The following is a 12,948-nucleotide window of genomic DNA, read 5'->3' as shown; positions in this document are numbered from 1 at the left end:
TATTTTATTTAGTAAATATTATTTCTAAGGAGGAAAGTATGCAAATAAAATCGTATAGTAAAAAACTATTTATTCTATTTATTCCTATCGTCATGTTGTGTGTTATTTTATCTAAATATTGCGTTATTGATGCGGAAGCGGCATCCAATAGAAGTATTAAAATTGAGGAAGTCCGCGGAACTGTTATGATTCAAAAAAGTGCTGGTGTTAAGTTAATACGGGCATATGAGGGCATGACATTACAACAAGGAGATCGAATTTCAACAAAGCCATATGCTAGTTTGAGATTAATTATTCCAGATACGAATGATGAAATTACTGTTAGTGAAAATACGGAATTTTCTATAGTTAATTTAGATGAAGCTAAAGAAAATAAACGCACTAAGCTAACAATGTGGAACGGTTCCATATGGGCAAAAGTAACGCCTTTAAAGCATTCAAAAGATAAATTTGAAATAGGAACGCCCTCTTCTACAATGAATGTGAAAGGGACAAACTTTTTTGTAGGCGTTGATCCAAATACAGGTAATTCTTCATTTTTTGTAGGATCAGGAATTGTTAATGTTAGCCCAAATTATCAGGCAAGTGGAGATAGTATTTTTGTGTTCCCAGGTCAACAATTATTAGATAATAGCGGAGATGTGAATATCGTTGATTTAGATAGTCTTATAAGAAATATGGACCCGACTTTAATAGAAGCAATACTTCGGAGTAAAGCGGCCATAGATAAAGAGAATGAACAATATATAGCAGAACTTCAACAGGGGCAACAATTAAATAAAGAAGAAATAAATCGACTTAACCAAAACTTACAAAACCTTGTCGGTAATATTGTAAATGAAGCTATTCAACAGAAAAAAATAAGCCAACAGGAAATTGAAAAATTAATAAAAAAACTAAAGGAACAATACAATATAAACTTTGACCTCGATTTGGATAAAACACTACCACTACAGTTAACGGATGAAGAAAAAGAAAAAATGGCACTCCTTCAAAAGCTTGAAGAGGAAAGAAAGAAGAAACAAGAGGAAGAAAAACAAAAGCAAGAACAATTAAAGCAACAGAACCAAGATATTTTAAATAAGCTACAAGAACAGCTTAGGAAGCAAGAAGAGCAGAAGAAAGCAGTGGAAGAAGCTGCACGAAAAAAAGCACTAGAAAATCTACAACTAAAGCTGGATGAAGAAAAAAGAAAGGCATTAGAAGAAAGTTTAAAAGCATTGGAATTAAAAAAGAAGAAACAAGAAGAAGCGGCAGCAGATTCTAAATCAGAAGCAGAAGCTCCTGCTCCTGTTCCTACATTACCATCACAACCAAGTGAAAATCCTGGTCCATTCCCATCAGATATAGATAGTAATCTTGCAAAAGCAAAAACAACAGTTCCCATATCTTCGGAGCGTTATACCGAGGAAAGTTGGAGCCGAATAGTATTTGCATTAGGACTGAGAGAGACAAGTAACAGTGAAAAAATAGAGAAAACAGAAGCAATTAAATTAGCTATAGCTGGATTAATAACGGTTATTGACCATAAGCTAATGATTGCCAAGTCTAGCATCCCACCAAATTCAACAGGCTATACTCCAGATACTTGGGGTATATTGGTAGATGCACTAGCTATGAATGAAACAAATGATAGTGAAAAAGTAGAAAAAACAGAAGCGATTAGAAATGCTGTTGAGCGACTAGTTGAAATACCTATCGTTTCAGAACTAGTTATAGAGGAATTAAGTGTTGGTACTAATTATATAAAAGTACACTGGGCTCATTATATTAATGCTACTATATATGAAGTTTACTTGAACGGAGAATTAGTAAAAACGTACGATGAAATAATGGATGTCTATAATTTTACTGACGATGAGTTACAGTCAGGAAAGTCTTATATACTAGAAATTTTAGCATTAGATGAAAGTTCGAATGTTCTAGCCAATAAAACGATCAACTTTCAAACAGAGAATCCTATAGAAGATTTAGTTCCTACTCCATGATGAAAGAAAGGGATGTCTAGTGAAGAATAAGTGTATGAAATTATTTGTTTCCCCCGCAATAACGGCGGTTTTACTATTCTCATCAATTACTGTATTTGCAAGTAGTTCGAGGCAGGATGAATTAGTTTTGCCAGCTTATTTGAAGGATGGCGTTTCTGTCTCTAATTTTGCAGGTAATGGAGAATATAGTAGTGCAAATGGCAAAGCAGAAGCTACTTCATTTCGTAAGCCAAATAGTATTGTTTCACTATCAGACGGTTCTTTTTTAGTTGCAGATAGTAACAATCAAACAATACGAATGATCAAAAGTAACGTCGTCTCTACTTATGCGGGCATAACATTTGATACCGATACGCATGGTAACCCTCTAGGTGGCTGGCACGATGACAAGAAAGAAATGTCGGTATTTAACAATCCTATGGGAATGGCAGTAGATAAAAATGATACGATTTTCATTGCTGATGCCAACAACAATGTTATTCGTAAGATTACGAAAGATGGTAACGTGGCAACAGTTGCAGGGGATGGTTTTATCGGCAATCAAGATGGCAAGCAAGCGAGGTTTAATAATCCTCAAGATGTTGCAGTTGCAAAGGATGGAACGTTGTATGTGGCGGATACATTAAACCACGTTATCCGAAAGATTGATACAAATGGAAAAGTTAGCACGTTAAATGCTTATTCCGATAGAGTAGCACAAATAGAAGAAGGGGAAATAGAGTTAGCTGGAGATTTTGCAGATGGAAAACTAGTGGACGCAAAATTTAATGAACCTTCTGCCCTTGTGATAGACAAAAAAGGGAACTTGTATGTAAGCGATAGTGGGAATCAGCTTATTCGGTATATTGATTTTGCTTCTAATACAGTTTCAACTGTTGCTGGGAACGTTACTAAAAGTAGCACAATTTCTAAATCTACTAATTTGTATGCTGATGGTGATTACAAAAATGGCTTAGCGTTATCCGCTCAATTTAATTTTCCAAAAGGTTTAGCGATTACAAATGACGGTGGACTTTTAATTACAGATTCTTTAAATCATGCCATTCGCTACTTGTCGAATGGCAAAGTAACAACCGTTGTCGGCGGAACTAGCGGTAGTGAAAGTCCACTATACTACCCAACGGACATTTTAGTATTACCTGAAGGAACCCTTCTTGTAGTAGATAGCTACCACAATAGTATTCGTTTTGTTGAGTCAAAGTGAAGTTGTGGCTATCTGAAATTCGCAAGTGCACAATAATAGATTTAAAGTAAAAAACCTCACTTAGCCACATCTCGGTGAACCGTATCAAAGGTAAATATCGCGGCTATGTGGTAAAAAGGCTTTATATTCGTTGTTCAACAATCGGGCGCCATTCTTTAATAAGAATCAGCGCTCGTTTTTGTTAAAGAGCCATATTGTTGGAGAACACTCTTTAATGAAGAAGATGAAAATTTCCTCGAGCAGATCATTGTCAATAAAGAAGGATGGGTTTTATACTGACTTGGTTGAAAGGCTATATGGAATACAGAGTCCAAGGAATACGAGGAGGACTTGTAAAATGAAAAACAAACCCGGGATTGTATTCCCGGGTTTGTTTTTACTTATTGGCAACTATGACCAATTTACCTGTATCCAGTTCCTTTTCGAATTGAGCAGCTTCCGATTCACTTAATCCGACAGAAGCTAACTTATTGCGGAGTTCATCTCCACGGGAATTCACTAGGTTCTTCATAGAAGTCAGGAACCCTTGCTCGCTAATACCAGCTTCTTCTGTCCCGAGTGCTTCGTTAATATCATCTTCACGTTCTTCATAGTGCGCAAAGATGTAAATATTATCTCGAAGATATCCTTGCGCCTCTAATTTCTCCACTTCTTGTTTTGCCTGTACTACGTTTTCTACTGTCAATTTGACTGTCATTATTTATCCCTCCTATATATGTTCACATTCAATCTATTCCACTAAATTGAATAAATAAAACATCTTTTTAGTTTTTAATTATGTTAGAGTGGCATTAACAACGAATGGAACACTAATGAACAACTCGAAAACATTGTAAGTTGTTATTCTATAATTGGGCACAATTCTATTTTGGGATTGTACCTTATTCAAGAATAGGACGCGATTCTGTAATAAGGATCAGCACTTGTTTTCATTAAAGCACCAGATTGTGGAATAACTATCTTTTAAGAAATGTTACCTAACAACGCTTGTGCAAAATAATATAGTTGTTTAATTTACAATAAAGTCATTTTTAAAAAATATAGTTGTTTAGAAATTCTTATTCCACGAACGGAGCAGGTTAGCGGAAACAATAGTAATTAGGTTTGCTGGGAAAATATTTGATGATAGTAAAAAAGACACCGAAGAGTCTTATGTTTTTCAAATTAAGCATACCGATAAATTGAAATTTAATTACTTAACATTATGCTTATCACGGGAGCGAGATATTTTATCGGTGTGTGTATACAAACCATGTAATGCTTGCTGTTAATAATGCTGACGAAATCAAAGCTGTAAAAACACTATATGTTTGCCAAATAAGTATCGTTGACCAATCGAAAGCAAAGCACAGTATACCCAGGGTGATCGTAGCGATCAGGAAAATAACTGTTACGATTGTTCTCTTTTTTGTCATTGGATTTCGCTCATTCGTTTTCCTTCTGCGTAATCCTAAGAGAAATAGCAAAACGGTCAATAGGCAAAAAATAATTGTGATAGACGACAAAATAATATCCAAAAGCTGTGTGCCGCTTATTTCATATGACTGAGTTAGATTACCGTCTAATATATCTTTAACTTTTAGTACCAGATTTATATTGGTATTTGCACCGTTACTCAGCAAGCAAATGGCTGTTCGTTCATTTGGCAGTATGACTACTTCGGTTCTGAAATTTGGGTTGCCCCCAGTGTGTTCTATAATCGTTTGGTCGGCGTTTACCGACCAGCCTGCCGCATAATACATATCGTTGACAGACGAAACTGACATATCACCCCTATGTGATTTTTCGATAACCGTTTGAAATATTTCGGGTATGTTCTGCACGATACCCATTTGTATGCCCATCCAACGCGCCATATCTTTTGTATTAGAAATGATGTAGCCTGCGGGTTTATTCCCAGCATAATCCGGAGCTTTAAATGGAGTTGTCATAAAAAAGGAAGAGCGGTAGCCCTGTGCCAACTGTCCAGTGGCTTGAGCATCTTCTTTATAAACATACGTCTGGTGAAGACCTAACGGCTGAAATACCTGTTCTTTCATAAATTCTTCATAGCTTTGTCGTGACACAATCTCAATAACCAAACCCAATACGTCATAATTAACGGTTCCGTAGTTATACTGTTCACCGGGAGGGAACTCCAATTCAGCATCTACGAGCATTTCCACAGTCTTTTGCAACATATCCGGTGTATTACCTTGTGGAATATTTTGAGTATGTCTAATATTTGTTAGACCACTGGTATGATGAAGAAAGTTATTTAATGTAAGACTTTGCATATCAACAAGTCTGCCTTGATACTTTAACGTAAACCAAGGTAAATATTTTTGGACAGGGTCAGTCATTGAGAGCAACCCTTGCTCTTCCAACAGCATAATACCCAAACCGGTAAAAGCTTTACTGACCGAAGCTAACTCATAGAGTGTATTTTCACTTGCAGACAACCCCTTTTCACGGTCTGCATACCCTGAAGAAAAGTAGAGCACTTCATTATCAGCAAGTATTGAGATTGACATTCCCGGCACACCTGATAAATGACGGGCATCATCTAGCAACGCTTGAATTGCCGCAGATTTCGAATCTGACAACGCATAACTTTGTGTTGCGAATCCTGAGAATAATATAAATATCGTTAATACAAAAAGAATAATCTTTTTCATAAACCCTCCTTTTTGAAAAGTAATAAGGGAATAAAATAAATAAGCTATTTATACAACTATTAAACCAATTTTAATTTATCTTTCTATTCACCTATATAATATCAAGTAATTGTGAAGAGTTACACTTAACGAACAGATGCGTTAGTTCAATATGAAAAACGATCTTCGATTAATCGGGCGCGATTGATGCATAGGTGTCTCTTCTTATTCACTTAACTACCGATTAGTAGTATTTAAAGGACATAACATAATAGTCATATAAAATATGTTATGTCCTTTATGTTAGACTCCTGATTCAATAAACTAATAACCAGGCGCTCATTATTAGGTGAGTAGCTGGTTTTTGTTTATTCATCATAAGGTCTATATTTTTTACGAAGCGATTCAAGTTCATCTTTTTTCTCAAGCAGTATACTTTTTAAAAACATTTTAGGTTGTTTTTTAGCTGCTATTAACTTTCCGTCTTTTACTAATTGTCCAAGTCTACCTTTCGATATTTCCAATACCTCTGCTGCTTCGGCTGCCGACAGTAATTCGATATTTAAAAATTCGAGAAGGTCTTCAGTTGTTGAAAATTCATATTTCATGCAATCACCTTTCCTTTTGTAACATAGACATTATTAGCCTTGTGATGTGAGTTAAAACAGTTAGTCGGCTGACGCTTTACGTGCTGCTGGAGCCAAAGAAGTATATGCTTGCTGCTCACACCCAGTACTTCCGTTTTTTTGAACGAACTGTCTCATAGTTGTGAAGGACCGACCGCTTCTAGAACGCCCTGTGCCTTTCTATAATTGGTTAGAGGAAAGGGATTGCCTACCACTATCAATAAGTAGAAGACTAGATAATTTAGAAAACTGAGTAGAATGGTAGATGGGAGAACACTATACTTTTGTAGGGTTTTTAACATTCGTTGATAGAATATTAAGTTACTGGTATATAATATTAAGAAATTATGTTTTTAAAACTAAGTAGGAGGAGAATAATGAAAAAATTATTTATTGTATTATTAGTAGCATTTGTATTTGCAGTAGTAAATCCAACAAAATCAGAAGCGAAAGTGATGTATGATGGAGCAGAAGTTGTAAAAGGGCAAACAGGGAAAATGACCTTTAAAAAAGACATTAAGGTATATAAGAAAAATTCAGATGGTACGTTTGAATCTTTAGTAGTTAAGCGAAATCACTTCTTTAGAACGTATGATATTGAAAAATATGATAAAAAAATATTCTATCAAATGGGGCAATACCGCGTACAAGCAACGGATTTAGTAGTTTTCAAAGAAGTACCAATTGAAATTCGTTCATCTTTTTATAACAAACCAACTTATATTGTTATTACTCGAGATGGTATTAATGATAGCAAATATTACGGATCTCACTTCAAACTAGAAGGTCCATGGGGTATTTATTTCAAGGATACAAATAATGGACAACTACTAAAGTATTGCGAAAGTGGTGATGGTAGTGAGGAATTTTGTTACGAGTATCCTGGTACAGACCTTAAAATCGCTGAGACAATATTGAGAGAAAGAGGTGTACGTTATGAACTAACAAGAGATGAAGAGGGGAAAGGCGTTCCATTAAAAGAATCTAAAACTGAAAGAATTATGAGAAAGGGAAGCATTGTTTATTCGTGGGATAATGAAATTAATGGTTATATATATGTAGTCGATAAGTTAGAAGGAAGGCACGATGGCAGTGTTTGGATTCCAATGAATTCACTAAAGCCAGTTGAAGATAAGTGATAGATTAGAAATTATATTTTGCTCTTATTTATTTGATAAGGGGGCTATTTTTTTGGTTTGTACATACAGATAGAATATGATTATGAAGAAAAGTCCTTAAACGAACGGAGCAGTTGAGTGGAAGAAGGATTTTATTTTACTATTATTTGTATTCTAAGTAAAATCGAAGAAGGCTATCTAAATACTATGGAAAAAAGGTATTGTTGAATGAATGCAAGGGAGGAGAGCTAACTTGGAAATTACTACAGAAAGATTAATAATTAGACCATTTAAGAGTACGGATTTACAGGATGTATTTACTATTTATAATAATGATGATACATGTAAGTTCCTATTACATAATAAGTGGACTCATGAAGATATGCAGACAAGATTTAATAAGAAGCTAGCAAATAATGCACTCACTAAAGAATCAAGTTTAAGTTTGGCAGTTATATACAAGACTAAAGTAGTTGGTGATCTATCCGTATGGTATACAGATATGAAAGATACGGTTGAGATTGGTTATAGTTTTTCAAATGAAGTAGCTGGGAAAGGTTTGGCTACTGAAGCAGTAAGTAATTTGGTAATTAAATTATTTAGTGAGTTTAATGTACATCGCATACAAGCTAATCTTGATGCAAGGAATACAGCTTCACAAAAATTATGTGAACGTATAGGCATGAGAAAGGAAGCCCATTTCATACAAGATTTTTGGAATAAAAATGAATGGACAGATAGTATTGTTTTTGGAATGTTATCCTCTGATTTGTTGTAATAGACTTAGATATTTTACTGTAACTAAATTATAGGGTGCATTTCTTGATGTTCAAAATAAAATATAGTTGCGACATTTGTAAAAAGTCACAATGAAACACCCCTTTAGGTAATTGGTCTAAAGGGGTGTTTTTAACAGCGCTCGTTTTCATTAAAAGGCCATTAAATTTAATAACACTTCTAAATTTAAAATGGTATTTTGTGTTAATCTTGAATTGGGTTTGTGAAACAATGTACTTTAGCTAATAGGGCAAGATAATTTAACAAGAGGGCCCTAGTTAAACAAAGAAAATGCATATAATCTCCCACAATCGGGCGAGATTGTTCAAAAACAATTTTTTCTAAAAATAGTTATTTATGTTAATGTTAAGGATGGATTGTAGAGAAATGTAAGTAAAGTTCAGTTAGTCAATTAATTCAATAGAAAAAAGGGGTATGTTGGAATATATAAAAATAAGCTTATAAAATTTTATAATCAGAATTTAATTTATTTAGAACTTATGCACGAAGGTTGCAGATCCTTCAAATCATTACTAACAGAGTTTTTAACTACTATAGAGCTAAGGGAGAAGATATATGACCTATAATGAAGTTGCTAAAATATACGAAGCTTATTTAAGTCCACTAGTTTCAGAGTTGTACGAGTTGGAAGGCTATGAAACAAGTTTAATTAATGCTCATGACGGAGGGCGGAATGTCGTTTATAACTGTGAGAAAGAGGGCGCTAGTGCAAAAATACTCAGAATCGCCTTTTTAAATGACAGAAGCCGAGAGGATCTGCTGGGAGAAGTTGAATATATCCAATATTTATTTGAGCATGGCGGTAGTGTCTCGAATGTGATCAGCTCTCGGAAGGGGAATCTACTGGAAGAGATCACTCATAATAATCACACCTTTTTTGTCTGCCTGTTCGAAAAGGCTAAGGGAAAAATGCTTGTAGAAAATCATTATCAGTATCGCGAAGGAGTTCCTATTACGGAATACTATTATAACTGCGGTAAAGTTCTCGGGAAGCTGCACCAATTGTCGAAAGGCTATGCTCCTGTTCATCGCCGATATAGTTTCTTTGATAAATACAATGCCGAATATATCGATAATCTGATACCGGATACGTTACCACTGCTTAAGGAGAAGATGGTAGAGCTTCTTAAAACATTAGAAGGATTGGACAAGAATTCTGAGTCCTTCGGTATGGTACATTTTGATTACAATGATGGTAATTATATGATTGACTTTGATACCGGACAAATCACTGTATTCGATTTTGATAACTCTTGTTTCTGTTGGTATATGTATGACTTGGCGAATGCCTGGATGCTAGGATTGGGTTGGATACAATTCGAACCAGATGCCGATAAACGAAAAGACTTTATGGATGATTATTTTAAAACAGTACTCGAGGGATACACATCTGAGACCAACATCGAAGATTCGATGTTGAATAATCTGCCCTTATTTATCCAAATTACTGTCATGGAAAATATTATAGATGCATTCGAGGTCATGCGAAACAGCGGTGAAGAGCTGGAGTGCGATGAAGAGTTGTCATATAGCATAAAATGCCTCGAAGAAGATATCCCATATAAGGGATTTTTCCATGAAGTTTTCTCATGCGAAGAACCTTTCGAGTGTGAGGAACGAAATATTTAATCCACCAAATTCCGACGAAGGTGTATCGTTATGTTCAGGTTTCTATTCTTATTTGGCTAGCTAGGGTATTAAACATTCGGGGTAGTTTAATAAAGTAACAGTAGGATAATGATCAGAAAAAAGAGGCTATTGTTCTAAACATGAGTTATGCATTGCAAATAAAATTGAAACGTTTAAAAGAAAGAAAGCAACTTGGTATGTTTTACTACCAAGCTGTTTTCTTTTTATATTTGTATTAATGCTATAATTTGGGTATTGATAGTAAAGAAGATTATTGTGGTAGCCAATCAAAAAATGAGGGGGATTTAAAATTGATAATGATTACAGAAAATGTTGAGGGAAAACGATATCAACATCTTATCGAGTTTCTAGCAACAAGATATTGAGGCTAGCCTTTGTTGATGAATTAATAGCAGAAATTAAAGACCAGATTATCGAAAGAAAAATTCAACGACAGTATGATAAAATATGGGATAGTTTCTTATTGATTTAACGCGGAAGAAGCATATTAGTTCAATAAAAATAAGTATGTTATGCATGAAGTAAACAATTTATATTCATTTTTGTATTGAAATTCAATTTAAAATAGTATAAAATTTACAAAATTACATATAAAAAGCTAAGAAAAGAAGAGTAAACGCACGTACTATCTACAGAGACCTCTGATAGCTGAAAAAGAGGGATAGGAAATGTGTTGAAACAAGCCTCGGAGCTGTGTATTGGATTTGTTTGAAGGAACAATGATGATGCAACGTATTCTCACGTTAACGAGATAGAGTATCGCAGGTGATTTATTCACGAAGGCCGTACTCGATAAGGCTTCTACAGCGATGTAGAAATGAACTGGGGTGGCACCGCGATATGACTCGCCCCCAAGATAATTATCTTGGGGGTGAGTTTTTTTATTTTGTTTTACTAAAAATAAAATTGGAGTGGTGAAGATGTCCAGATGGAAGTATCCTTTAATACTATTAGGGGGAATAGGCGTTTCTAATGTCGGTGCATGGGTTTACCTAATCGCACTAAATTTAATAATATTGAATGAAACAGGTTCCCCACTTGCAATTGCTATTTTATATATACTAGGTCCTATTGCAACGATATGCTCGAATGCTTGGGCAGGTAGTTTAATTGATCGGATAAATACACGGCTACTTATGATGAGTTTAGATATTTTCCGAGCAATATGTATTGCATTAATACCTTTTTTACCTTCACTTATTAATGTTTATGTACTAGCATTTATCATTAATATGGGCAGTGCTATTTTTCAGCCTACTTCTATGGTTTATATGACGAAACTAATACCAGAAAACGATCGGCAACGCTTTAATGCTCTACGGAGTTTTATCAACTCTTGTGGTTCACTAATAGGACCTGCCATTGCAGGGGTTTTATTTTGGATGGGTACTCCTTATACCGCCATCCATGTCAATGCAGCGGCTTTATTTTTTTCAGCATTCATTATTATGATGCTACCTAATGTTGATACAAGACTCAAAGAGACAGAAGTGCAAAGATTTACATGGACCTTAATAAAAAATGATTTTCGGGTTGTTTTTAATTTCAGTAAGGGCGATACCTATATTACAAAGATATATTTATTATTTAGTGGTACTACGATATTCATGACTGCAATAGATTCTCTCGAGGCAGCATTTGCTAAAGGTGTACTTTCAATATCAGACACCAATTATGGGTTTTTATTAAGTATTTTTGGAGCTGGCATAATAATAGGATCAATTATTAATTCAGTGTTTTCGAAACAACTGGCAGTTAATCTTTTAATTGGTATTGGTACCGTTTTTACATCAATAGGTTATGTCGTACTTTATAGTTCGAGCGGCTTTTTTAGTGCAGCACCTGGTGTATTTTTAATTGGATTTGCTGTAACGTTTGCCAATACAGGATATTTGACGTTCTACCAGAATCATGTTCCTGTAGGGATGATGGGAAGATTCGGAAGTATCTTTAGTGTCCTAGAAGCAGGTTTCATTATTGCTTTAACGGTTTTAATCGGTTTAGCTGCTGAATTAACTTCTATTCGTCCTATAGGGTTAATAGGGTCAATAGCCTTTTTCATATTAGGATTATTAACATTGAAGGCTGTAACAGCTGCTAAGCAGCAGAAGTATTTTAAAAAGGAAATTTCTTCTTTAAACAGTTAATGAATCACAAATAGGAGGCGGTAAAATGAAATACATTGAATCTGAAAAGATTACGAAAGAGGAAAAAGAACATATTTTTCAACAGTTATTAAAATACAATCTTGAGAACATTGAAGATAAGTTAGTAAAAGATATTGGTCTTTTTGTAGAGGATGAAGAAGGAAATAGAGTTGCAGGTTTAATTGGTGAGACACATGGAAATTGGTTAGAAGTAGAGTATTTATGGGTAAGTGAAGAACTGCGAGGTCAGCATATTGGTACTGAATTGATGAGGAAAGTTGAGAAGATTGCTATTAATAGAGGATGCAAATACGCCTTCCTCAATACGTTTAGTTTTCAAGCACCTGATTTTTACGTGAAGCTAGGCTATAAAGAAGAATTTGTACTTAATGATTATCCGCTAACGGGTAAAAGATATTATTACACAAAAAATCTTTAAGATTCAATCGTTGCAGCAATAATTGTCCGTGCAAAAATGGGAGTGTTAATTGAAAAAGTGCATACTTGCATTTACATCGAAATGCGTGGTGTAAAAAGTTGACCGCCAGAGGATTGAAATATTAAAATTTTTGATAGTATAAAAACACCCTACCTATATTTGAATATGCCGATTTTTAGCCGGGTATTTCAATGTAAAGGAAGGGTGTTGTCATATTGGGGCTATTTCATTTTCTTTAGAGATCAATAGTAGTTTTAATCCCACTATTCATTTTTAAAAAGCAAGAAGGCAAGAAGTAAAGCGATGCTTACAGCACCTAAACCAACCCAATTCAAAGTTAGG

Annotated in this window: 10 protein-coding genes and 1 other annotated feature; of the genes, 7 read left to right on the top strand and 3 right to left on the bottom strand. The window is 34.7% G+C overall.

Features of this window, described 5'->3' with window-relative positions:
• The first annotated feature begins 38 nt into the window (after positions 1-38).
• Positions 39-1,988 carry a FecR family protein gene (locus tag ACIQXJ_RS12790; RefSeq protein ID WP_403054123.1) on the top strand — a complete coding sequence of 650 codons (1,950 nt, stop codon included), beginning with the start codon at positions 39-41 and terminating at the stop codon, positions 1,986-1,988.
• A 34-nt stretch (positions 1,989-2,022) separates the two neighbouring features.
• Positions 2,023-3,192 carry an NHL domain-containing protein gene (locus ACIQXJ_RS12785; RefSeq protein WP_403054122.1) on the top strand — a complete coding sequence of 390 codons (1,170 nt, stop codon included), beginning with the start codon at positions 2,023-2,025 and terminating at the stop codon, positions 3,190-3,192.
• Between the two features lie 376 nt (positions 3,193-3,568).
• On the opposite strand, the gene ACIQXJ_RS12780 is transcribed toward ACIQXJ_RS12785, so the two are convergent.
• From ACIQXJ_RS12780 to ACIQXJ_RS12770, 3 genes are all read right to left on the bottom strand, one after another.
• Positions 3,569-3,889 (bottom strand): YflT domain-containing protein, encoded by a 321-nt coding sequence (locus ACIQXJ_RS12780; protein ID WP_069481407.1) that lies wholly within the window; start codon positions 3,887-3,889, stop codon positions 3,569-3,571.
• A gap of 532 nt (positions 3,890-4,421) precedes the next feature.
• A complete protein-coding gene (locus tag ACIQXJ_RS12775) occupies positions 4,422-5,849 on the bottom strand; it encodes a serine hydrolase domain-containing protein (protein ID WP_403054121.1) in 1,428 nt (475 codons plus the stop codon).
• A 347-nt stretch (positions 5,850-6,196) separates the two neighbouring features.
• Positions 6,197-6,436 carry a DNA-binding protein gene (locus tag ACIQXJ_RS12770; protein ID WP_403054119.1) on the bottom strand — a complete coding sequence of 80 codons (240 nt, stop codon included), beginning with the start codon at positions 6,434-6,436 and terminating at the stop codon, positions 6,197-6,199.
• Between the two features lie 395 nt (positions 6,437-6,831).
• On the opposite strand from ACIQXJ_RS12770, the gene ACIQXJ_RS12765 reads away from it, so the two are divergent.
• The 5 genes from ACIQXJ_RS12765 (at position 6,832) to ACIQXJ_RS12745 (ending at position 12,606) form a co-directional block, all read left to right on the top strand.
• Positions 6,832-7,593: a hypothetical protein gene (locus tag ACIQXJ_RS12765; RefSeq protein WP_403054116.1), complete on the top strand. Its 762-nt coding sequence runs from the start codon at positions 6,832-6,834 to the stop codon at positions 7,591-7,593.
• 232 nt (positions 7,594-7,825) lie between these two features.
• A complete protein-coding gene (locus ACIQXJ_RS12760) occupies positions 7,826-8,350 on the top strand; it encodes a GNAT family N-acetyltransferase (protein ID WP_403054113.1) in 525 nt (174 codons plus the stop codon).
• Between the two features lie 575 nt (positions 8,351-8,925).
• On the top strand, positions 8,926-9,999 hold the full coding sequence (locus ACIQXJ_RS12755) for a phosphotransferase enzyme family protein (protein WP_403054110.1): 1,074 nt from the start codon (positions 8,926-8,928) through the stop codon (positions 9,997-9,999).
• 612 nt (positions 10,000-10,611) lie between these two features.
• Positions 10,612-10,876, top strand: a binding site (T-box leader).
• 64 nt (positions 10,877-10,940) lie between these two features.
• Positions 10,941-12,167: an MFS transporter gene (locus ACIQXJ_RS12750; RefSeq protein WP_403054107.1), complete on the top strand. Its 1,227-nt coding sequence runs from the start codon at positions 10,941-10,943 to the stop codon at positions 12,165-12,167.
• A gap of 25 nt (positions 12,168-12,192) precedes the next feature.
• Positions 12,193-12,606, top strand: coding sequence for a GNAT family N-acetyltransferase (locus ACIQXJ_RS12745; RefSeq protein WP_403054104.1), 414 nt, complete (start codon positions 12,193-12,195; stop codon positions 12,604-12,606).
• The last annotated feature ends 342 nt before the right edge of the window (positions 12,607-12,948 follow it).

The sequence above is a fragment of the Lysinibacillus sp. NPDC097868 genome (assembly GCF_044761135.1).
Lineage (GTDB): Bacteria > Bacillota > Bacilli > Bacillales_A > Planococcaceae > Lysinibacillus.
The sequence above is the reverse complement of the archived record's forward strand: the minus strand, read 5'-3'. Positions and strand labels throughout refer to the sequence as shown.

Coding starts and splice junctions, on each gene's coding strand:
- ACIQXJ_RS12790 (WP_403054123.1), top strand. CDS start 39: ATGCAAATAAAATCGTATAGTAAAAAACTATTTATTCTATTTATTCCT.
- ACIQXJ_RS12785 (WP_403054122.1), top strand. CDS start 2,023: ATGAAATTATTTGTTTCCCCCGCAATAACGGCGGTTTTACTATTCTCA.
- ACIQXJ_RS12780 (WP_069481407.1), bottom strand. CDS start 3,889: ATGACAGTCAAATTGACAGTAGAAAACGTAGTACAGGCAAAACAAGAA.
- ACIQXJ_RS12775 (WP_403054121.1), bottom strand. CDS start 5,849: ATGAAAAAGATTATTCTTTTTGTATTAACGATATTTATATTATTCTCA.
- ACIQXJ_RS12770 (WP_403054119.1), bottom strand. CDS start 6,436: ATGAAATATGAATTTTCAACAACTGAAGACCTTCTCGAATTTTTAAAT.
- ACIQXJ_RS12765 (WP_403054116.1), top strand. CDS start 6,832: ATGAAAAAATTATTTATTGTATTATTAGTAGCATTTGTATTTGCAGTA.
- ACIQXJ_RS12755 (WP_403054110.1), top strand. CDS start 8,926: ATGACCTATAATGAAGTTGCTAAAATATACGAAGCTTATTTAAGTCCA.
- ACIQXJ_RS12750 (WP_403054107.1), top strand. CDS start 10,941: ATGTCCAGATGGAAGTATCCTTTAATACTATTAGGGGGAATAGGCGTT.
- ACIQXJ_RS12745 (WP_403054104.1), top strand. CDS start 12,193: ATGAAATACATTGAATCTGAAAAGATTACGAAAGAGGAAAAAGAACAT.